The organism is Olivibacter jilunii (assembly GCF_900607235.1).
Classification (GTDB): domain Bacteria; phylum Bacteroidota; class Bacteroidia; order Sphingobacteriales; family Sphingobacteriaceae; genus Olivibacter; species Olivibacter oleidegradans.
Genome location: NZ_LR027849.1, coordinates 255,884 through 279,015, shown reverse-complemented (window position 1 = coordinate 279,015; position 23,132 = coordinate 255,884). Strand labels below are relative to the sequence as shown.

The window sequence follows — 23,132 nt, the reverse complement described above, 5'->3', positions numbered from 1 at the left end:
ACTTATTATACAAAAATCGTGAAAAAAAAGAGAACGCAGCGCAATTGTTCCCATAAACCTAGCGTCTTGTAAAAAGAAGAACGCGAATCTCGATCCAATTCATTAACACACTTGCGGTGAGGCAACTATGTATCTTTATTGTAAAGATGTGCGAAGTAAATATTAAGACACATTATGTAACTTGTGAACAACTTAGCCTACAGAACTAAAACATATGTGTAACAATTTACAAACTTTAAGCATTCTTCTGAATATCGAGATCCAAAACAACAATATTGGCAACGTTCCTTACATTCCTTTGGGCGATCGCTACATCGTTACAGAAGACTACCTAACAAAAGAACTGGAGTTGAATGACCTTCACCTTTATCAATGGACAGTAAAATCGCTGAGTGAAATACTGAATTTCGCTGCTCGATTATGAATAAAACCCAACCTCTTTCTTTTCTCTGTTTTTTGAAGCAAACAAAAGCTAAAAATGTCTTATTTTCGACTAAATGCTCATGCATTTAGCTAATACACAGATCTTGGAACAACGACACACACAACAGAACGAATGAAAAGGGGAACATTTCTAAAACTGAGACAATTAGGACTCATCATTATTATATGGATGTTCATTGGCTTTATAATAGCTATATATGATCATTTAGTGTTGCATACCCAAGTATCGCTAGGTACGACGGCCAATTATTCCTTCTTTATTTCCGTACTTAGGAATATAGGAGCGGGTCTCATTGGTGCGCTATTGGGTGGCAGTATACTCGTTTTTTACATCAACGAAAAGTTCAGAGATAAACCTTATGGTTATACCATTTTAATTGTGATTATATGTTTTGTGCTTATCGTCGGTATCATTACACTTGTTATGGGTCTAACAATCGTACCCTATCAATTGAAAAGGCCACTATCCGATCCCGCCACGCGACAGGCGGTTGTTTCGTTCATGACAGATAGTTATCCACTAAAGAATGGCTTGGTTTGGGCCTTCATTGTCGCGCTCACCCAGTTTCTTCTACAGGTGAGCAGTAAATTCGGACATGAAACATTTCTCCATATTTTGACAGGCAAATACAATACGCCCAAGGCTGAAAAGCGCATTTTTATGTTTCTGGATTTAAATGCATCCACCACCATAGCAGAGCGGTTAGGTAACGAACGGTACCATTCGCTTCTTAAAGATTTTTTTGCTGATATTACCAACCCAATTCTTGAAAACAAGGGAAATATCTATCAATATGTTGGAGATGAAGTAGTAGTAGCATGGAGCTACAAGGATGGCTTGGAAAAGTCTCACTGCCTTCGTTGCTTTTTCGATATAAAGATGACTATTGAAGATAAGAAAGACAGGTACGAACAATTGTATGGTTTGGTGCCAACCTTTAAAGCGGGTATTCATTCGGGTAATGTCATCGCGGGTGAAATAGGTGTTGTTAAAAGAGATATCACCTACTCAGGTGACGTGTTGAACACGACTTCTCGTATATTGGGGAAGTGCGGAGAATTTAAGGAAGAAGTAATCATCAGTGCCGATTTACTATCTCTGTTGAATAGCGCCAAGGAATACAGCAGCAAACTGTTGGGTAGCATACGATTACGGGGAAAAGAACGAGAAGTAGCTATTCTCGCACTTTTACCCAACTCGATCGATTCAGCTGGCAGCTAATTCATTTTCCAGTTCGAGTAAAGCTCTTTTTCGCCAGATGCCACCTCCATAGCCCGTTAGCTGTCCATCTGATCCGATCACCCGATGGCAGGGAATCAAGATGGATACCCTATTCATACCATTTGCGTTTGCAACAGCTCTAATAGAAGCTTCCTTTTCCATCATTTTCGTCTGCTCCTTATAAGAGACGGTTTGACCATAGGGTATACGTTGAAGGGTGTTCCAAACTAGATTTTGGAAATTTGTGCCTGGTGTAAAAAGCGGGACCGTAAACTGTTTTCGCTGGCCGGCAAAATATTCGGCCAATTCAATTTCCAACTGTCTGATATGCAAGTTATCACCTTGCATGATAGTTGCATTTAGCCTTTTAGAAAGTGCTTTAAATTCCGTTTCAAGCATCTTTCTATCCGTAAACTCCAACAAGCAAATTCCCTCCGTAACAGCACAGGCAACCATGGTTCCGAGTGGTGTTTCCAGACGTTTCAAATCAATTACTCGTTGCTCCTTTGATTGCTTGGGAGATACCCCGAAAATTGATTTAAATGAATCTCCAAACCCGCTCAACGATTCGTATCCCACATCAAAGGCCGTTGCTGTAATAGATTCACCTCTTTGAATACGCTTGAAAGCATGGTTGATGCGAAACATTCTTTGATATGCCTGAAAAGTCATACCATGGTTTTTTAAAAACCAGCGTCTCATCGTACTGGGTTCAACACCCATTTGCAACAAATCACTGTCTCTGAATTTCCTAGTGGGATTTTCAGCAAGTTGATTCAGGATATTCCTTATGCCATCAGGTGTCATATTATATTTTTCTAAGGGATGACACACTTTGCAAGGCCGATACCCCTTCATTATGGCCTCTTTTGCGGTTTTAAAAAATTCAACGTTTTCTTTCTTTGGTTTCCGTGCAGTACAAGTGGGGCGACAAAAAATACCGGTCGTCTTTACGGCCGTGAAAAAGATCCCTTCAAAAGAGGAATCTTTGTTTACGGCAGCTTCATACATTAGATCTATTGTTAATTGCATAATACTGTATTTAATAGATCAAAAATAGCTCAATCGACAACATAGGCACAACCGAAAACTTAACAAGTATTTTTAGGAGATCAGCTTCAATAGATCGCCTTCGCTTTTTACTTTTCCTTGCTCAACCAGTAGCTCGATTGCACGCGCAACTTCATTTCGTACTTCTTCTGTCAATCTACCGAAGCCCAGCGCTCTGCTAACAAGCGGGAAGAGTGCTTCCGGTACAATAGCAATGGAACGGTCAATTATTTGCAAAACAGCAAATGCTATCTCCTCGGGTGCGATATATTGAATCTTTTTTGATGTTGCAGGCAAATTAGTCCGATCTCTTACCGGCGGCTCATTTTGCTTGCCTCTCCACAAAAAATCACCTACGCGCCGGATGGTTCTTTTCTTTTCCGCTAAATGACTAGCTATCGTTAAAGTGTCTCGCATGCGTGCTCCTAATTTTGAAACGCCAACGGCATTTACAATACGTCTAGCCATCTCTTCAAAGTGAATCGGTCCTTCAATTTTCACTATATATTCTACCCATTCAACAATCTCTTCAAGAGGATGCTGATGTAGGTTAAGACTCGATGACATCTTCGGTAATTCTGCGATTTCGTAGAGCTCAAAAGATGCGGAACTCGGTTCAACCAGCTCTTCACGCATTAGGTCAGTAAACTCTTCTCTATACGTGGCTTCGGAAACATCTTCCATCAGGGACTTTCCTTGAGCTTCTTCAATAGCTTCCAGCAAAGCCTGCAATTCTCTAGCTGGATTTCTGTACCAGCTAACGCTCCACACGCGGTATAGGTTCCAACCCATATTGGTTAATACCTGTTCCCGCAAGCGATCCCGATCGCGTGCTGATCTTGCCTTCGCGTAGTTCTCGCCATCACATTGAATTCCAAGAATATAACGATCCGGATATTTTGAGTCAATCACCGCCAAATCCAGATAAAAGCCAGCTGTACCAACGTTTTTTCTTACATGATATCCCTTTTCTTCCAAACTGCTTTTTACGAGGTCTTCAAAAGGAGTTTTTGCTACAAGTTCGGACTCGTCCTTTGCTAAGAAATCTCCATGTTGCGCAAAGTGTAAAAAGCGCTTGAGCGTGTAGATTCCTCTTTTATTCGATCGATTTAAATCAATATCCTCCGCTGTAATATTGGTAAACACCTCACATCTCATCTTGGCGCGTGTGATTAACACATTCAGTCGCCGTTCGCCCCCATCGTTATTAAGCGGTCCAAAATTCATCAACAATTTGTCATCTTCACTGCGACCATAACCCACACTGATAAAAATCACATCCCGTTCATCTCCTTGAACATTCTCAAGGTTTTTTATAAAAAAGGGCTCGTTGGAGTGACTTTTAAAAAAACCTTCCATTTCAGGCTGCTTACGCCTCCTAATTTCCAAAGCCAGCTGGATAGCCTGCATTTGTGTTGAACTGAATGCAACGACGCCCAAAGTAAGATGAGCATGTTCTGCGGCATGCGACATAACCGCGTCGGCCACGGCTTCTGCCTCCAGCGGATTGGTACGGGTTTTTCCTCGATCATATAAGGCATTCTCTAAATAATGATATTTTAGGCCCATATGAAACGCTGAGCCGGGACTCGGAAAAACCACTAATTTGTTTTCGTAGAACTCTCGGTTCGACAAACCGATAAGTGCTTCATGTCGACTTCGATAGTGCCAACGTAGCATCGACTGGGATGCTCCCTGCCCTTCACATAATCCCAATATACTTTGCACATCTGCCGTAATATTCTCCTCTTCTTCCAAATCATTGTTCATTGTATCAAAGAAACTTGTCGGTGGCAGTTGCTTACTGTCTCCTACTACTACCAACTGTTTTGCACGCAGAATAGCTCCTATAGCTTCAACAGGACGCACTTGGCTCGCCTCGTCAAAAATTACCAAATCAAAATCTACACTTGACGGCGGTAAAAAATTAGCAATCGAAAGCGGACTCATCATGAACACGGGTTTAATCGCTTGGATTGCCAGTCCAGCTTCTTGCATAAGCCGCCTAATAGGCATATGCCGCGCCTTTTTATTGAACTCGGTTCGTAAGACATTTACTTGCCCACCGGCCTCCTGCCTTGGAATATCTTCCCAATGTTTTAAGGCTACCAAGGCCCTATGGTATTGTTGATTCAGCAAGTCGAGCTTCTTGAACTTCGATAAAGTTTCTTCATGACTGTTTTTTTCAAACTTTCGCAAGGCAGGTTCATTGAACATGACCTGTTCAATAAGCAACTCGTACCAAGTTTTTTGTAGTGCTGTTTTAAGATGATCCTTTGCCTCCGGCCAAAATTGAGCAACAACCGTAATCCGCTTCAAGTCGAGTTCTTCTGCTTGTTGCGTTAAATTATTCCACGCAATTGCATCGTTGATCTTAACGAAGTTGTTATTCCATCTATTTAAAAGATCCAACTGAATGGAAAAATCTTCGGCCAATAAGCCCTTCTCAAACTTTTTTTGGTCATCATAGGCAAGTCGTTCCAAAACCTCCCGCAACTTTCTATGCTGCTGTTCCAATAAATCTGTTAGAACCTTTACGTTATTTTGAGCAACTGACGGTTCATTGTAGCGATTTAAATAAGAAAGCAAACAAGCAGGGTACTTTTCTTCTAACACGTCTTGATGTACTTGTGATAAAAAAGCAGCAATGCGTGTCATGGTAACGAAATCTGATTTCTCTCGTTTCCAAGTTGTTCCAAAAAGCTTCTCTGCTAAGTCCTGATATTCCAATAAACTCTTTCTTAAGCGTTTTACTTCCAGTATCGCATTGACGTAATTTAATCGTGTGTTTATGTCGTCGGGAAGTGTTGTCCGACAGATTACAGCAAGCTGTTTCGTACTTTTTCTGTAGTCACTGATCAAAAAGCGATACCATTTCCTTCCATGGCTCATCAAACACTGTCTGATCGCTAAAACTTCTTGCTCCCAAGCTTCAGGTAATAATACCGACTCATATTGTCGATAAATTGCTGATAGCCTTTCGCCGGCCTCTATAAATTCGCGGATGTCTTCCTGCTCGGTGATCCATTTTTTTGATAATACGTCTACATTGTCCAATTGGGGCGCTTTACCTACAATATCAAAAAGAGCAATGAGCAAACGGATGTCATCCGTATTTTTTGGAGCTCTTAGGACCTTCATATCTTCACCTAAGCGCTGCCCTTGATACAGGAGATCTTCACTCGCTTTCTTACTTCCCTGCAGCAACGCGCGGATTTCGTCATGTTCATGTGGTAACAAAACCTCTAGGCCACTGCCCCAAAACAGTAATTCCGCCGGTATACCAATCTCCCGCAAACTTGCCTGAACGCGTTCAGCAAAGGCTTCGGCCTTTCGCATGCGTTCCGCATCCCAACTTTGCAAATCATCCAATGGTATTTTCGGCAACTTGAGGTTACCGATGGCATCCTGTATAGCCATTAGATGCCCAATAACTTTGTGCGGCGTCAACTCACTCTTTTCAACAAAGGTATTAATAGCTTGACAGTATGCGTTGAGCTCATCTTTATATTCGCTGAGCAGGCTGACCTCTCGCTCTAAGTGGGCAAGAGCAGGTCGTCCTAAATCCATTGTACGCCGCAACTCCTCATGTAGCTCTTTTTTATTGCTTTTATGACTATGCAACTCAATACAGGCATCACCGAGATTGATCATATCCAATCTCCTCTTCACCACTTCCAAAGCTGCTAGCTTCTCCGCTACAAACAAGACCTTCTTACCCTGTCCGATTGCATTAGCGATCATATTGGTGATGGTTTGCGATTTACCGGTTCCGGGAGGCCCCTGAATTATCATATTCTTTCCTTCATTAACAGCAAGCAGGGCGAGCAATTGCGAGCTATCAGCATCCATCACATGAAAAATCTTGGCCGCTTCCGGATACTTATCCAAGTCATGTTCCTCATTGGCTGTCGGCGCAGACTCCTTAAAACCATCCGTAAACAGTGCCTGTAAAAGCGGTTGGTTCGCGGGCTTATTTCCCGATGGCCATGGATCGCTGTCGAGATCATGGTAGATCATAAATTTCCCAAATGAGAAAAATGCAAGCTCAATATGGTCTCGATCTATCTTCCAATTGGCCTGACTGCGAATAGATTTTTCAACGACATCGAAATAGGCATCCATACCAAAGTCTTCGATATCCCCCATATCCGGAATTACAACATGAAAATCAGACAGCATTTTCGCCTGTAACGATAAATTTGCACCAACCTCACCTCCTGAATACCGTAATCGAAAACGTTCTTGGGCACTGGATCGCTCGAGTGATACGGGTATTAAAACCAAGGGAGCATGACGAACTTCATCGGATTGATTACTTTCGGTCCAATGAAGCATACCGAGTGCTAGATAAAGCGTGTTTACACCCTGTTCCTCGATACAGGTACGAGCGTAATAAAAAGTATTTAATAATTTAGTTTGTAAGCGACTAACCAGTTCGTCTGTTTGCAGTTTTGTATCTAAGTAGGCATTTTCCGGTACTTCCGCATGTAATTCAGCCGGTAGAGACAAACCATTATTTCGGGCTTCCTTTTCGGATAGGCCAATAAAGCTCAAGGCTTTTCCTTGCCTTACTAACACTTCATATATAGCGGTACTTTTTTCGTGAATAATATGTAAACCCCTACTTTTCGACACCCGATAGTTTAGTAACGGGTTGCGTAATCCTAAATCTAAAAGTTCTTTACGGGCAGATTCGAGGCGGGCTAAGACAATTTCATTCATAACATCTTTTATTTCAGACGTGGGATAAGGCGATTAATCCCAAACACCATTTTCGGCTGTTAGAATCAATGGTTTTCCATCTGTAACGACAATGGTATGTTCATGTTGTACGGCATAGCCACCTTTATTGCCAACTAAAGTCCATCCGTCCGGCTGTTCAACGGCGAGGGTAGAATCAGTAGCTATAAAAGTTTCGATGGCTACCACCGAATTTTTCTTAAATCTTCTTCTATCAAAGCGATCTTTATAGTTTAGGATATTATCCGGTTCTTCGTGTAGGCTCTTCCCGATGCCATGTCCAGCTAAATTCTTTATAACTTTATAACCCTCCTTCTTTGCCTCTCTCTCCATTACTTCGCCAATATCAGCAATCCGGACACCACCTCTAATACGATTAATTGCCATTTGCAGAATACGCTTGGAAGTATGTATCAAATGCATTTTTTTATGAATATCCTTTCCCAATATAAAAGAGCTTCCATTGTCTGCCCAAAACCCATTCAATTCAGCCGATACATCAATGTTCACTAAATCCCCTTCCTGAAGTACGCGTTCCGCAGAAGGGATACCATGAGCGACTTCGTTGTTGACACTAATACAGGTGCACCCAGGGAAACCATAGCTCAGTGCCGGAGCTGACCTTGCACCGTATGTTTGCAAGATCTCAGCGCCAAAGTCATCTAATTCCTTCGTCGTCATCCCAGGCTTAGCATAGGTCTGCATTGCCTTCAATGTCGTTGCTACGATCTTGCCTATTTTCATCATTCCAACCAATTCTGATTCTTTACTTATTGACATATTATTTATTTAAGTCATTCTAATTAAAGCTAAAAGCCTTGTTCTCTTGTTAACAAACTTAGAGAATTTACCGCTCATATACAATCGTGTGCCTCATCGTTCAGTCATTCGACGCGGCGCCATTGAATTTTTAATCGTAAAAATTGCTTAAAAAATACAGAATTATTGAATATTAGTTGGAATTTAGCTGAGGAAGGGCTCAATCGCTTGAAACGATAAGTGAAACAAAACAAGTATGCTCATTAATGACTTAACAATAAATTACTTGAAAATGAAAATAGGTCTAGCTGCAGATCATGCGGGCTTCGAGCAGAAGCAGCAACTGCTTAAACAACTAAGTGAAAAAGGTTTTGATGTGACCGATTATGGTGCTACTAGTTACAATGCCACAGATGATTATCCGGATGTTATTAAGCCGTTGGGCCTCGCTTTGGCAAAGGGCGAGGTAACAAGAGGTATTGCCATCTGCGGAAGCGGCGTAGGTGTATCGGTTGCTGCCAATAAAATTCCCGGGGTGCGAGCGGCGCTTGTAACCGAGACTTATTCTGCACACCAAGGTGTAGAACATGATGATATGAACCTGCTCTGTCTAGGGGGAAGAGTAATCGGGCCCCAACTGATATGGGAACTGGTAGAAACTTTTTTAAAGGCCCGGTATATTGGAGAGGAACGCTTCCAACGTCGCCTTGATAAAATAATTGCATTAGAACAACAGTTTGCAACGTTTAAAAATATAGATTAGCACAAAAACAGATTCAGAAGACTCAATAATAAAATTATACTATATGGAATCATTCGATTTTGGCATTGTAGGCCTAGGTGTTATGGGCAGAAACCTACTACTCAATATGGCTGACCATCAATTTGCCGTGGCGGGGTTAGACTTAGATGCGGCAAAAGCCAATTCATTGGAAAGCGAAGCGGATACAGGGCAGCGTGTAAAAGGCACTACCGCTCCTGAGGAATTTGTTAAACTCATTAAACGTCCGCGTGCTATTATGCTACTTGTTCCTGCGGGCAATCCGGTAGACGCCGCGATTGAAACGCTTCTTCCCTATCTCGAAGAAGGCGACATCGTCATCGATGGCGGAAACACCTATTTTCCGGATACGGACAGGCGGGTTGCCAGCCTTGCAGAAAAAAAAATACATTTCTTCGGTATGGGAATTTCCGGTGGCGAAAAAGGTGCGCGTTTCGGTCCTAGTATGATGCCGGGTGGCGATAAAAAAGCCTACGAGCGTCTTCGCCCAATATTCGAAGCAATTGCCGCTAAAGTAGATGGCGAACCTTGTGTGGCTTATCTCGGCAATGGTTCGGCAGGTAATTATGTTAAAATGGTGCATAATGGTATAGAATACGGCATCATGCAGCTCATTGCCGAAACGTACGATTTACTAAAAAGAGGATACGCTTTTGATGATGAAACCCTCCAGCAGACTTTCGAAGAATGGAATCAAGGCGAACTTCAGTCATTCTTAATTGAGATAACAGGTGAAGTCTTGAAAAAATATGATGATGAAACCGGCCAGCGATTGATTAATCTGATCTCCGATCGTGCACGCGCCAAAGGTACAGGAAAATGGACCTCACAAAATGCGATGGATCTACAAGTCCCCATCCCATCCATCGACGTGGCTGTGAATATGCGTGACATATCCATTTATAAAGAAGAACGTATACAGGCGGCCGAGCAACTTACCTGGGATTATACGGTTGGCTCTATTGACGCCAATGAAAAGTCGGCCCTGCAAGAAAAAGTAAAGAATGCATTTTATTTTGCTATGATTACCATTTATGCACAAGGCCTGGCGCAACTCCATGTAGCCTCCAAAACATATGATTATGGTTTAAACCTAGAAGAGGTTGCCAAAATATGGCGCGGCGGTTGTATTATTAGGGCCCTGTGTCTAGAAGATTTTCGTCAAGCTTACAAACGTACGGCTTCGCTACCTAATATTTTGTTAGACAAAGAAATCGGTCGTAAACTAGTAGATAGACAGGCTGATTTACGAGCGATTGTGAAGGAAGCAGTTGACAAAGGCATTCCGGTTCCGGCTTTTATGTCGTCTTTAGCCTATTTCGATGCTTACAGAAGCGCTACGCTTCCGACGAATCTGATTCAGGCGCAACGCGACTACTTTGGTGCTCATCTTTACGAACGCACCGACAAGCCAGGTACATTTCATACACAATGGGACTAAGAGGTTAATTATAGCAGTATCCATTTTTTATATGTTTTAAACCATCTAAAAGAGATCTGCCATAATTACTAGTTCGACAGAAAACAAAAAAGAAAAGAACAAGAACATGAAAACAGGTAAAAAGGCAACTCCTACCATTATCGTAATTTTTGGAGGAACCGGCGATTTAGCTAAAAGAAAATTAATTCCCGCATTCTATAATTTATATTTAGACGGTTGGATGCCTGAAAAGTTCGCCATTATCGGATTGGGAAGGACCGAGTTAGATGATGAACAATATAATAATCATTTGCATGAAGGGCTGATCGAATTTTCACGAAAAGGCAAACCGGATGAAGCACAATGGGCTAGCTTTAAAAAAAATGTCTCCTATTTTAAATCAAATATCAACAATACCGGTGATTATTCCGTATTGGCCGAAAAGCTAGATAAAATTGATGCTGAGTGGGGCATGCGAGCCAACCGCCTATTTTACTTGTCGGTAGCGCCTCAATTTATTGAAGCGGTAACCGTCAACCTACATGACAGCAAACTGGCATCAGAACCCGTTTCCGATCGGATTATTATAGAGAAACCATTTGGTCATAACAAAGAAACCGCGATTGAGTTAAATAATTTATTAACACGTACGTTTCAGGAAGAACAAATCTATCGAATTGATCACTATCTTGGTAAAGAAACCGTACAGAATATTTTGGCTTTTCGCTTTGCGAATGCGTTATTTGAACCCCTGTGGAATCGAAATTATATTGATTCCGTACAGATCACGGTAGCTGAACAGGTAGGTGTCGAAGAGCGTGGGGGGTATTATGAGGGTTCCGGTGCTTTACGTGATATGATCCAAAATCACTTACTCCAAATTCTTTGTATGGTGGCTATGGAAGCGCCGGTTTCGTTTCAAGCAGAAGAAATAAGAAATCGAAAAGTAGATGTGCTAAGAGCTGTCAGACGAATTAAACCGGAGGATGTACATCGTTACGCCGTTCGAGGTCAATACGATGCGGGGTGGATACAAGGAAAAAAAGTTCCGGGGTATCGGGAAGAGCCGGAGGTGTCTCCAAAATCTAACACAGAGACTTACGTCGCCATTAAATTTTACCTAGATAATTGGCGTTGGCAAGGAGTGCCATTTTATTTACGAACGGGTAAAAGGATGCAAGAAAAAACGTCTTCCATCACCATACAATTCCGGCCCGTTCCACACTCCACTTTCCCTGAAAGTCAATCGGATAGCCTTATGCCTAATCGACTGACAATTAACATACAACCTCAGATGGATATCCGCCTGCGTTTCATGGCTAAAAAGACCGGATTAGAAATGAACCTTAACCCGGCAGAAATGATATTCGACTACGACACCTGCTCAACCCAAACACCCGAAGCTTATGAAACCTTGCTTTTGGACGCTATGCGCGGGGACACAACGTTGTTTATGCGATCCGATCAGGTAGAAGAAGCATGGGATGTAATTATGCCAATATTGGACACTTGGGAATCCAGAGAATCGCTTGATTTTCCAAATTACGCGGCCGGTACTTGGGGACCCGAAAATGCCGAGGCATTAATTGCCCGCGATGGGCATGTATGGGCAACAAACCTCCACCCGAAAGAACACCACTAAAAATTTCAAGATGATTAACGTTTTCAAAGATATTGATACACTGAGCAAAAGTGCGGCTGAGCATTTTGTACAAATCGCCCAACATGCAATCGAGTCGAGCGGTCGGTTTTCCGTAGCGCTAACGGGAGGGAGCTCTCCTATTCAGCTCTATCACTTACTTGCTGAACAGCCCTATGTAGAACAAATCGATTGGACGAAAGTATTTGTTTTCTGGGGAGATGAGCGGTGGGTACCGTTAACCGACGACAAGAGCAATGCAAAAATGGCATTTGAAACGCTGTTAGACCATGTTCCCATTCCAAAAAATCAAATTTTCCCGATGTGGAAGGCAAATACTACACCGGAGGTTTATGCATTGGAATATGAACAACTATTACAAACGCATTTTGGTACGAATCCACAATTTGACCTGATATTATTGGGCATGGGAGAAGATGGGCATACGGCTTCTTTATTTCCGAACACGGCCGTTTTAAAAGAGAAAAAAAAATGGGTCGAGGCCTACTACTTGGAACCGCAACAGATGTATCGCATTACATTAACAGCCCCTCTTATTAATCAAGCGAAAGTTATTGCTTTTATTACTTACGGAAAAGGTAAAGCAAAAGCACTTTATGAAGTCTTACACGGGGAACCCAATCCAAGCCAGTATCCATCGCAGTTGATTAGGCCGGCTCAGGGTGAGGTTTACTGGTTCGTAGATGAGGCCGCCGCAAATCGAGTGAGATAACCTGGAAGAATTGTATCGCAGAAAGATGAAATATATAACGAGCGGTATCTTTTTCCTCTTCTTCACTACTATTGCCATTTGTCAAACATGGGTGACAGGCAAAGTCATTCGGATTGCGGACGGGGATACCATTACCCTTTTAGATGAAAATAAACAACAACTGAAAATCCGTTTATATGGTATTGATTGCCCTGAACGCCGTCAAGACTATGGTATGATAGCGAGGCAGTTTACAGCCGACCGTTGCTTTCGGCAAGTGATAAGAGTCGAAATAAAACAAGCGGATCGTTATGGTCGTAAAGTCGGTATCGTTATCCTACCAAATGGAAAAAATTTAAATAAAGAGCTGCTGAAAGCAGGACTTGCATGGCACTATCTTAGCTTTGATCATTCAAAAGAATTTGCTGATCTTGAAAGAAACGCAAAGCAAAAAAGAAGAGGCTTATGGCGCATGAACAAGCCGGTTGCTCCCTGGTTATATAGGAAGCATGCAGCCTGATTTTATGAAGCTGTCGATCAATGATCGGCAGCTTTTATTTTTCCTATTCTTTGTTTTTCACTCGTTCCTCCAACCTCTTAGGTGCAATATTGCAATAGGCCGTTATTACCGCGTCTTTGAAAAGCTCCTCTTCAACGTGATCAAGCAGTAGAAAGGTCCATCCCCGCTTACCCCATTTATTTGGCACTGGATAAATACTGGATTTGTTAAATGAGGAAAAAACATATTGATCGATTTCCGAAAGTTTAACGCATGCGCTGTTTTCGAATTCAGAAAGTGTAGCGAAAATCCTTTTATTAACTACAAAAGATGCTTTATCAAAGTGTGCTCGTTCCATTACTTCAGGAAGTGATAAAGCTAATTCTCTGAATTGACGGATAGTAACCATAATGAGGAATCTTAAGATGTTAAATAAATTTACTCAAAACAGATTGGATATACAAAACAATTGTGACATCATTAAAATTCAGTGCTAATTATATAATTCCATTCATTGACTGTATCTTATCCAATTCAGGCATTGGAGACGATTACACTTCGCAATTAGTTAGTAAAAAGTGCGATAAAATACGGAGATTATTTTTTAAGTTTGTTCATATTGATAGACAAAAGCCCATTACCGTTTAACTTCCTACTGATCCATTTAAGAAAGATAAGGTGACGGCTATCAACATTGTAAACACTCAACTTATAAACAACATGGCAAAATATTCAATTCTGGTAAACGATAAAACCTACGAGGTGGATGTAATGGACGACATGCCGCTTTTATGGGTTTTAAGAGATGTACTGGGTATGCGGGGAACAAAATTTGGATGTGGCAAAGCACTGTGCGGTGCCTGCACGGTCAATTTAGATGACACCGCTATTCGATCATGCAGTTTCCCTATATCAGCAGTTGGAAAGGGAAAAATCACCACCATCGAGGGAATTTCGGATCATGGTGATCACCCTGTTCAAAAGGCTTGGGAGCAGTATGTTGTACCGCAATGCGGTTATTGTCAAACTGGCCAGATCATGAATGCGGTAGCGCTGTTAAAAAGTAATCCCCGCCCTTCGGAGCAGGAAATCGAACAAGCAATGCAAGGTAACTTATGTCGATGTGGTACATATAATCGCATAAAAACAGCTATTTTAAGTATCGCCGGCGCATAGTTTTTATTATCAACCAAGGCAATCAACAATATGAACATACCTACATTCGATAAAAAAGACCTGAAGAACGTAAGTTCACAAATCTTTAAAGCATCAAGAAGAGATTTTCTAAAAATAGGCGGTATGCTTGCGGGCAGTTTCGCCCTCGGCGTTAGTTTTTTCAGCTGCAATGAGAAAGGAGAAAAGATCAGTTCCCTCGCTCCCAATGTGTACCTACAGATTACATCTAAAGGAGAAGTGATCATTATTGCCCATCGTTCTGAAATGGGACAAGGTATACGCACCTCACTTCCCCTTATTGTAGCAGACGAGCTAGGGGCCGATTGGCATAAAGTTCGCATTGTACAAGCAGAGGGGGATGAAAAGAAATATGGAAGCCAGAACACCGACGGTTCCTTTTCTGTGAGAATGTTTTATAAACCTATGCGCGAGGCCGGTGCGGTTGCCAAATTATTGCTAATTCAAGCGGCAGTTAAGCTGTGGCAAGTCCCCATTGAGGAATGCGATACCGCTAAAAATCAAGTTGTACACAAAGCCTCCGGTAAAGCAATTGATTTTGGAGAATTAATAGAATCTGCTAAAAACTCACCTATTCCCCGCATACAAGACATTAAACTAAAGGAAAGACAGCAATTCACGTTGATCGGTAAAGCAACACCCATCATAGACCTACACGAAATCGTTAGTGGTACGGCCGTTTTTGGCATCGACGCCGTTGTCGATAATATGAAAATAGCGGTGATTAAACGCTGTCCTGTGCTAGGTGGTAAAGTAAAATCATATGACGACAAAAAAGCACTGGCTGTGCCTGGCGTACTAAAAGTTATCCCTATTAAAGGAGGGGATATTCCGCCTACGATTGAAAAACCCTTAAGTGGTGTAGCCGTAATTGCAGCGAATACCTGGGCAGCTATTAAAGGTCGGGACCTTTTAGACGTAACTTGGGATTTAGGAGAACATGCTACTTACAACTCCGCGCAACAATTAGAGGAACTGAGTAAAGAGGTTTTGAAAAAAGGTACGCTCAGAAGAAATCGCGGTAACTTTGATCAAGCAAAAGCACAGGCTAAAAAAGTCATTGAACATACCTATATAGCTCCGTATTTAGCACATGGAACCATCGAACCTCCTAATGCTTTAGCAGTGGTAAAAGACGGAAAATGCGAAGTTTGGGCCCCAACACAACATCCACAGGGAGCCAGAGACGCCATCGCTCAATTTCTAGGAATTTCCGCGGAAGATGTAAAAGTCAATGTAACCCTATTGGGTGGCGGTTTTGGAAGGAAATCGAAACCCGATTTTATCGTAGAGGCGGCCTTGTTAGCTAAAGAATCCGGTTTCCCGATTAAAGTGCAATGGACGCGTGAAGACGATTTGCATCACGATTTCTTTCATGCACTGAGTGTGCAGCGAATTACCGCCACTATTGATCAGAACAATCAAATAAGCGGCTGGAACCATCATATAGCCTACCCCTCCATTAGCGCTACTTTTGATGCGTCGGTATTACAACCTGCCGACGGTGAATTGGGCCAAGGAGCAAGCGACTTTCCTTACAATGTACCTGCCGTCAGGGTGGAAACCCATGATGCAAAAGCACATTTAAGAATTGGATGGCTCCGTTCGGTACGGAATATTCCACAGGTTTTTGCCATTGCTACGATGTTGGATGAACTGGCTGAAGCGCGAGGAATAGACCCCGTTCAACAGGCACTATCTCTCCTGGGAGACGATCGTTCGATCACCTTTGATGAGGAGATGGTGAATGGAAAATATGGTAATTACGGAGAGGATATCAGTACCTATCCTTGGGAGACTGCGCGTATGAAAAAAGTCATAGAACGAGTCGCCAAAGAAGCAGGTTGGGGTAAAAAACTACCTGCGGGTTCGGGACTGGGTTTTGCAGCGCATAAAAGTTTTCTGACCTATGTTGCTTGTATAGTGGAAGTAAAAGTAGGTCCGGATAACAAAATCAATATTCCTCATGTGCATTATGCGGTAGATTGCGGTACGGCAGTCAATACGGATCGAATTAAATCACAATTTGAAGGGGGTGCGCAATTCTCTACGAGCATCGCCCTAAAAAGCGAAATCACCGTAGAAAATGGAGCCGTCGTACAAAACAACTTTGATGCTTATCAAATTGTACGCATGCCCGAGTCACCTCAACAGATTCATGTCCATATTGTGGACAGCGAAGCTAAACCAACCGGCGTTGGTGAACCTCCCGTACCGCCCTTTACGCCTGCTTTGTGCAACGCCATCTATGCTGCAACCGGAAAAAGGATTTACCGGTTACCTATTGATTTAAAAGAACAACGGAGCTATTAAAATATATCGTTATCTACCCTTCCGTTCCATTTGTGGAACGGAAGGGTTTCATATCGTGATTATAATAGCAATTAGCTATAAGCAGTAGGCCCTAAGCACCCACATGCGGCAAGCAGGCTCCATTATCAAATTGGCTAACCGACCTTAGGGAGCTCATGAGTGCCGAAAAAAGCAAACACTTACGAATAATTGGCTATTTGGCTAATTAACTAATTGGCTAATTGGCTAATCATCTAGTTCCCTACTCTACTACTCAACTATCTTAAATCGGAGCACCGTAAAGGAGTAGGCAGGTAATTCATCTTTGAAGTTCTTCGTTACAGCTATCGGCGTACTTTTTGGTCTGAGCGCTTCATCTTCCGGATTCCCCGCTAAGCTGATTTTTAAGGCATCAGTTGAGATGTTGCCTAACGGTTCTAAATTCAAAGCCACCCGTGTACTAACCGGTAAAAGGTTAACTATTTTCACAATGGCATCTCCGGATTTTGTATCACGTACGACCGATATAGCCAAACGTTTTTTAACAGCCTCTTCGGTGTTGGATAAGCGAACTTGAGTGGGCAGATAAATATCACCGGCATGTTGCCCATATATCTGCTGTACAAAGTAACCGACCGTAGGTTTCACTTCTGTGTTATTAAAATAAATAAGATCGGGCTTCCATTGCGTATGATCTTCTTTAGCTAATAAAGGTGCGTAGGAAGCCATGCTAACCACATCCCCATTACGCTCCAAGCTTGTTAAATGTATCGCCTCGGCGAGAGCCGTTTCCAGGTTACTAGGCCTACCTGGCAAATGAGCCGCGTATTCACCTAAATATACCTTAGCCTTTGATCGATCATACTTATCGTAATATGCTTGATTATGAATAAACCAACCCGGTGACTGGTAATAATGTTCATCCACCATAGGTACTTGAAGTTTATTAGCAATCAGCCAACCTTCCGTATAATCAGTACCTTCAAAACTTGGCCCAACCGTACCGATCACTGTTATTTCAGGATGTTTTTCGCGTACCCGGTTAAAGATCATGGTAAAACGTTCTTCAAAAATATCGGATATAAGATCTTCATTACCGATACCGATATATTTTAGATTGAATGGTTTTGGGTGGCCTGCCTCTGCGCGCTTTTTCCCCCAAACTGTATGCGTATCTCCGTTCGCATATTCAATCAAATCCAGCACCTCCTGTATATAGGCTTCCATCTCTGCCATCGGTACCCCGCCTTGCTGACCGGCACCGCCCGTGGATGAGTTTTGACAAGGCACACCCGCCGGAACTACCGGTACTGGCTCAGCCCCAATATCTTCACAAAACTGGAAATATTCGAAGTAACCAAGCCCGGCCGTTTGATGGTAATTCCATAAATTTCGTTGCGGTACCCGAGCTTCCAACGGACCAATTGTATTTTGCCAACGATACATATTTCCCAAACCATCTCCATGTGCGACACAGCCGCCTGGAAAACGAACAAACCGCGGATGTAGATCAGCTATGGTTTGCGCTAAGTCTGCACGCAAACCATTTTTCCGCCCTTTAAAAGTCTTCTCCGGAAATAGCGAAATCATGTCAAGCGCTATTTCCCCCGCCTCTTGTGGAATAATCTCCAGCGATGCTTTGGCCGCGTCTGCTTTCACTGAAATCGCCGCTTCATACTTTCTCCAATTACCTTTAATAGCCCGAATGCGAGCTTCACCTAATAGCTTACCATGCTCATCAATTAAACGGATTAGAAGCGCTATGGCTTTCTCTTGCGGGTTCCTCGCAAATAAAGAGACATTATAACGCTCTCCGGCTTTTAATGGAATGCCGTCGAAACCGGCATTGACCAAAGCAGTGCCTGCCTTTTCAATATTTAAAATCGCATAATGTACGTTATTTGGGTGTAAAGGGTTTACGCTATCTATCTTAAATGTTCCCTCCTCTCCTTTTAAAGACCATGCCTTATAACTATGCCAGCTGGTATCGCTACCTTTTTTATCACTTAAGCGATATTCAAAATCTCGATTCTGCACTAATTCGGCATATAAACCACCATCAGCAGCATAATTAATGTCCTCGAAAAAAACACCCATTAGCAAATCACTGATTTTCTTTTTATTTTCCACGTCAATTTGTACCTCCACATCGACTGGTTTTAAAGAAGCGAATCGAATACCATCTTCAGCCGTTTTCTCCGACCATAATTCCTGTTCATAGGCTGCTTGCTGTTGAGCCTGCAGTAAACCTTTAATTACATTCCAAGACACTTTATGGACGGTTCCATTTTCCTCCCCATTTTCCAAACGTATAGTATGCCTATTATCAAACGTAGCTTTAGCAACTGGTTCTGGAGGTGTATAATTTTTAAAGTCAAGTGTACTACTTCTATAATAAGTAGCATCGGCTCCCCCATTCGTACTCTTCCACTCCACTATAAATTTTCCATGCTCTTTATCAAAGGAAAGAGCGGGAAGCAAACAATTCTCTTTTTGCATCAAGATAGGATAAGATTGTCTTCTCCAATACACAAGATCTTTTGAAGTTACGTGCACAACAACACCGTCAGTTTCGTTGACCGACCAGACAGCATGCCATAAGCTATCAGGACCATAGAACAAAAAAGGTGTAAGCATCCGTTTCTGAGCTCCCCAAGTCCCATAATCGCAACGGACGTAACTGTACTCCGGTCCTATTGCATGCCACTTTTTGCGATCGATACTCCATGCGAAATGTAAGCCGTTCCGTCCTCCATTTTTTAGAGAAGCATAGGCAAAAATATAGGCGGAATCCGGTTCTTTCGTCATCTCAGCAGCACCTGCGCGCGTCAAGCTTAGTAACGTAGAGGCAATAAGTAATATCAAGTACTTTTTCATGAATTTGTATACGGTTTATTTGTTATTAGCTTTCAAACGAAGAATATTCACTTATTTCAACAACCTTATTTCTAAAATTTTTCCCGTAGCTTTTTTATTACATGCTTTGATTTTTACCCTTAATTTATCTTGATCCGTATCAGCGGCTTCTAGATTAAAGGTGGAAATATCAATTCCTTCTGCGTCTGTCGTTCGAGACGTTACGGAAACTTTTTTATCATTTATCCATAGTTCATAGCAAGCGGTTGCATCATGTTCATGTTTAATGCTTATTTTTTTACTTTGTCGACCATTGTTAAGCATTTCATAACTAAACCATCCCCTTGCCGCACGCCAATGATAATCACCCAACACACCTGTATAGGAATCCTCTTGCTGCATATGATGATCTGACTCAGGTTGCTGTTCACCCGATACTACTACATCTATGGTTTGTCTATCTAGCTTTAACTGTGCTTCTTCGCGCTGACGTGCAACACCGGCAATACTATCTAATGACCGTTTGTCGGCCGTACGCCAATAAACGGTATAACGCGCATCATGTACCGAAAAGAAAGGCTGTAACGTTACTTTCGTTGCTTTGCCATTTTTATATAAGTGATCGAGTTCAAACAACAACTTATTCGCATCCAGAACTTTTGCGTACTTATTAAGTTCCCCACTTTCAGGTACAAGGATCGGATTGGCATCCATCGGAAGTAATGCTCCCGCAGCGATATGTCCCATTCGTTTGTCATCTGCAAAAAGCCCCTTTAAATCTTCCGTTCCATTTTTTGAAGCCAACACAATGGGACCGTAGGTATAAGAAACCCAAGGCTCGCCACTGGGCAGCAGCTCCGCATTGATTTGCATAGGTAAATTAAAAGTAATAATCGATTGCCCTACCCATTTACGATTGATTTTCAAATATTCTTTATCTTCCTGATAGCTTATCAGCTTTCCGTTTACTAATAGGTTGATAGGTTGTTTTCCTAACCATTTTGGTTTACGAATAAACACGGAAAAGGTTTTTGGATTTTCCACCTCAATTGTTACACTGCTTTTCTGTTCATAGGGAAACCGTGTACGCTGCGTCAGCGATATGCCCTGTTCCTGCCATTTCAATGTAGACGGGATAAAGAGATTGATGTAGAGGTCCTGTCCACTATGCGTATAAATTAACTCACCATATTTACCGTGATTTTCTAAACCACTACCCACACAGCACCAAAAACAAGCCTGCGCTTGCGAATACACTCTGTAGTGATTGGGACGCATTGGTGTGAAATATACAAAGCCGCCTTCCTTCGGATGCTGTGATGAAAGGATATGATTATAAGTTGCTCTTTCATAATAATCGATGAATTTGCGATCCGGCCCCTGTAAGAAAAGATCTTTGGAGAGCTTCATCATGTTATAGGTATTACAGGTTTCAGGCCCCTCACGCGAGGATAGCATTTTTCCAAAGCTATTAAGTGCATGGAAGTGTTCACTTTCACTGTTCCCACCGATCGATACGGTACGATGTTCTACGACGGTCTCCCAAAAGAAACGAGCAGCATTCGCCCAGCTCATACTATCGGCCAGCGCCGCAATTTTTTCAAAGCCAATGACCTTCGGAATTTGCGTATTGGCATGTAAGCCGGTCAGTTCATCCTTTCCAGCAATTAAGGGCTGCAATATGGCACGGTGCGAAAGTCGTTTAGCCATGGTTAAGTATTTTTGATCACCACTTATCTGCGCTAAATCCGCAAAAACTTCATTAATTCCACCATGTTCCGAACGTAATATCGTTTGAATCTGTTCATCAGTAAGTCCACCGAAAACACTTAACCACCAATTCCCTAGCTTAAGAACCATTTGCCGGGCATGCTCATTGCCTGTATAACGATATGCATCAATTAAACCGGCAAAGAGCTTATGAATGTTATAAATGGGAACCCATTTTCCATTTAGAGAAAAAGATTGGGCCTCTATTTTCCCTCTTTTAATGTCGTTCCACATTTGCTTGCCTCCCGGTATACCGCCCACGTAGCCGTCCGAATCTTGATTCTGACAACGTTTTAACTCGCTTAACATATAAGTAAGTCTATCCTGTATAACTTGATTTTCTGTTGCTGCAGCCATAAGCGATAGTGCCGAAAGGTAATGCCCCCCTATATGGCCATCCAAGCCTGTGTTTTCCCAGTTACCATAACTAGAGGCTTTCGGCTCAAGCCCCGCCTCTCTTAAATAAGGAGCTAGCAAACGATCCGGGTTCAATGCCAATATATATCGGAGATCCGTTTCCTGCGCGTCCTTTAATGGGCCAGCAGCTAATCGTATGGATGCTAAAGGAAACGGCTCCATTTTAACTCTTTGAGCCAATGATCGCTGATTCATTCCAAGCCATAAGCTAATAAAGATCAAGAAAGAGGATACCAAGCACAGTGGGTTACTTCTCATTTGTATTAATTGGTTAGAAAATAAGTGTTACAATAACAATTATAAATCAAATATATTAATACTATTCAATAAATCAAATAAAAGCATGAAAAACACCGGATATTTACGCTTAATTCCCGCTGTATATGCAAGAATTTCGCTTTTAATATAAACACCTTTATCTATATGTTAAAGGCGAAACCGACCAACGGGAGTTCACCGAGGTAATCAGGGATTTCGTCTTTAAAAAAGAACATTTATTTTAGTCAATTTTATTTACGTTTTATCTTGATGATTTTTTTTATTTCATCTCTCTTTACCTTGATGCAAAGAGAGGCAAACATCAAGGCTGCACATCCTTTCGCTAAAGATTTAGGCCCAATGTTGAATCCTGTGGAGCCGCTCCTTCCCGCCAGTCTTCCCCTTCGCTTCTTCACATGATTTTTTGTCCTCGGCTATCCTAAATCTTCTTCACGCTCATGCTGTGAGGCCGTTTTGCCCTACGCACTGTAGCCTGGTATCAGCACTGCCGTTCCGAAGTGCATCAATGGCCTAGTCTGTGGAGGTAGCAACCGGCAGTCAAAGATGCCCCTTCACCATTATCGTGCGAAGCAGGTGGTAATGAGTGAATCGACGAACGAAGGGCATGCCATTGCGCAAGAGGGTGGCTCCGATTCACGGATGGGCATCTGACCACGAGTTGCAACGGAATAGACAAGCCGAAGCACCTTGCCCCAATGGGCGCAGCAAGTGGGATGTATAAAATAAATGTTCTTTTAATAGAAACACCTTTATATATAAAAACGAAACCGATCAATAGGAGTTCACCGAAGGTAATCCCTGAGGTACAGTATTAAAATGCAGGTTTTTTAATGATTTTTAGTATATTCGTAGAACTTTTTTGAGGTCCATTCACTTGCCTTTAACGGATATCCAATACAGCAAACACCTTCTTAATACCAAGTAGCTACCATCTTCTCCATGCAAACATTATTTGAGAAGACTATCTCCGCATTGAGTCCAGGTTTTTGCTATAAAAACCTGGACTCACCCTGGACTCAATGTGGACTCACCCTGGACTCACCTCGAAGAAAGTA

Annotated in this window: 15 protein-coding genes; 9 read left to right on the top strand and 6 right to left on the bottom strand. The window is 42.2% G+C overall.

The genetic code is table 11. The annotated features are described in order from the left end of the window. Positions 1-214: 214 nt before the first annotated feature. Both E0E36_RS07180 and E0E36_RS07175 read left to right on the top strand, forming a co-directional pair. Positions 215-424 carry a hypothetical protein gene (locus tag E0E36_RS07180; protein WP_013667506.1) on the top strand — a complete coding sequence of 70 codons (210 nt, stop codon included), beginning with the start codon at positions 215-217 and terminating at the stop codon, positions 422-424. Positions 425-556: 132 nt separating this feature from the next. Further along, positions 557-1,666 carry an adenylate/guanylate cyclase domain-containing protein gene (locus tag E0E36_RS07175; protein ID WP_130855361.1) on the top strand — a complete coding sequence of 370 codons (1,110 nt, stop codon included), beginning with the start codon at positions 557-559 and terminating at the stop codon, positions 1,664-1,666. Here the strand turns inward: E0E36_RS07175 and E0E36_RS07170 are convergent. From E0E36_RS07170 to map, 3 genes are all read right to left on the bottom strand, one after another. Beyond that, entirely contained in the window at positions 1,652-2,698 is a 1,047-nt protein-coding gene (locus E0E36_RS07170) for a bifunctional transcriptional activator/DNA repair enzyme AdaA (protein WP_130855360.1), read from the bottom strand. The genes E0E36_RS07175 and E0E36_RS07170 overlap by 15 nt on opposite strands. Before the next feature lie 72 nt (positions 2,699-2,770). Further along, positions 2,771-7,441 (bottom strand): DUF3320 domain-containing protein, encoded by a 4,671-nt coding sequence (locus E0E36_RS07165; RefSeq protein WP_130855359.1) that lies wholly within the window; start codon positions 7,439-7,441, stop codon positions 2,771-2,773. A 33-nt stretch (positions 7,442-7,474) separates the two neighbouring features. Then, complete coding sequence (gene map / locus E0E36_RS07160) at positions 7,475-8,239, bottom strand: type I methionyl aminopeptidase (protein WP_013667510.1); 765 nt, start codon at positions 8,237-8,239, stop codon at positions 7,475-7,477. A gap of 271 nt (positions 8,240-8,510) precedes the next feature. Here map and E0E36_RS07155 point away from each other — a divergent pair, with 271 nt between their 5' ends. The 5 genes from E0E36_RS07155 (at position 8,511) to E0E36_RS07135 (ending at position 13,290) form a co-directional block, all read left to right on the top strand. After that, positions 8,511-8,981: an RpiB/LacA/LacB family sugar-phosphate isomerase gene (locus E0E36_RS07155; protein WP_013667511.1), complete on the top strand. Its 471-nt coding sequence runs from the start codon at positions 8,511-8,513 to the stop codon at positions 8,979-8,981. Positions 8,982-9,024: 43 nt separating this feature from the next. Next, positions 9,025-10,440 carry an NADP-dependent phosphogluconate dehydrogenase gene (gene gndA, locus E0E36_RS07150; protein WP_013667512.1) on the top strand — a complete coding sequence of 472 codons (1,416 nt, stop codon included), beginning with the start codon at positions 9,025-9,027 and terminating at the stop codon, positions 10,438-10,440. A 106-nt stretch (positions 10,441-10,546) separates the two neighbouring features. Further along, complete coding sequence (gene zwf / locus E0E36_RS07145; RefSeq protein ID WP_130855358.1) at positions 10,547-12,061, top strand: glucose-6-phosphate dehydrogenase; 1,515 nt, start codon at positions 10,547-10,549, stop codon at positions 12,059-12,061. Positions 12,062-12,071: 10 nt separating this feature from the next. Continuing rightward, the gene (gene pgl / locus E0E36_RS07140; RefSeq protein ID WP_130855357.1) at positions 12,072-12,791 is read left to right on the top strand and encodes a 6-phosphogluconolactonase; all 720 of its coding nucleotides are present in this window, start codon (positions 12,072-12,074) and stop codon (positions 12,789-12,791) included. A 25-nt stretch (positions 12,792-12,816) separates the two neighbouring features. Further along, complete coding sequence (locus tag E0E36_RS07135) at positions 12,817-13,290, top strand: thermonuclease family protein (RefSeq protein ID WP_130855356.1); 474 nt, start codon at positions 12,817-12,819, stop codon at positions 13,288-13,290. A 43-nt stretch (positions 13,291-13,333) separates the two neighbouring features. Here the strand turns inward: E0E36_RS07135 and E0E36_RS07130 are convergent, their stop codons facing one another. Next, on the bottom strand, positions 13,334-13,678 hold the full coding sequence (locus E0E36_RS07130; RefSeq protein WP_130855355.1) for an MmcQ/YjbR family DNA-binding protein: 345 nt from the start codon (positions 13,676-13,678) through the stop codon (positions 13,334-13,336). A 311-nt stretch (positions 13,679-13,989) separates the two neighbouring features. On the opposite strand from E0E36_RS07130, the gene E0E36_RS07125 reads away from it, so the two are divergent. Together E0E36_RS07125 and E0E36_RS07120 are read left to right on the top strand one after the other, a co-directional pair. Continuing rightward, complete coding sequence (locus E0E36_RS07125) at positions 13,990-14,445, top strand: (2Fe-2S)-binding protein (RefSeq protein ID WP_013667517.1); 456 nt, start codon at positions 13,990-13,992, stop codon at positions 14,443-14,445. A gap of 30 nt (positions 14,446-14,475) precedes the next feature. Then, complete coding sequence (locus E0E36_RS07120) at positions 14,476-16,776, top strand: xanthine dehydrogenase family protein molybdopterin-binding subunit (RefSeq protein ID WP_130855354.1); 2,301 nt, start codon at positions 14,476-14,478, stop codon at positions 16,774-16,776. Positions 16,777-17,025: 249 nt separating this feature from the next. Here the strand turns inward: E0E36_RS07120 and E0E36_RS07115 are convergent, their stop codons facing one another. Both E0E36_RS07115 and E0E36_RS07110 read right to left on the bottom strand, forming a co-directional pair. After that, positions 17,026-19,632 (bottom strand): alpha-L-arabinofuranosidase C-terminal domain-containing protein, encoded by a 2,607-nt coding sequence (locus E0E36_RS07115; RefSeq protein ID WP_130855353.1) that lies wholly within the window; start codon positions 19,630-19,632, stop codon positions 17,026-17,028. 51 nt (positions 19,633-19,683) lie between these two features. Next, positions 19,684-22,056: a glycoside hydrolase family 127 protein gene (locus E0E36_RS07110; protein WP_130855352.1), complete on the bottom strand. Its 2,373-nt coding sequence runs from the start codon at positions 22,054-22,056 to the stop codon at positions 19,684-19,686. Positions 22,057-23,132: the final 1,076 nt, after the last annotated feature.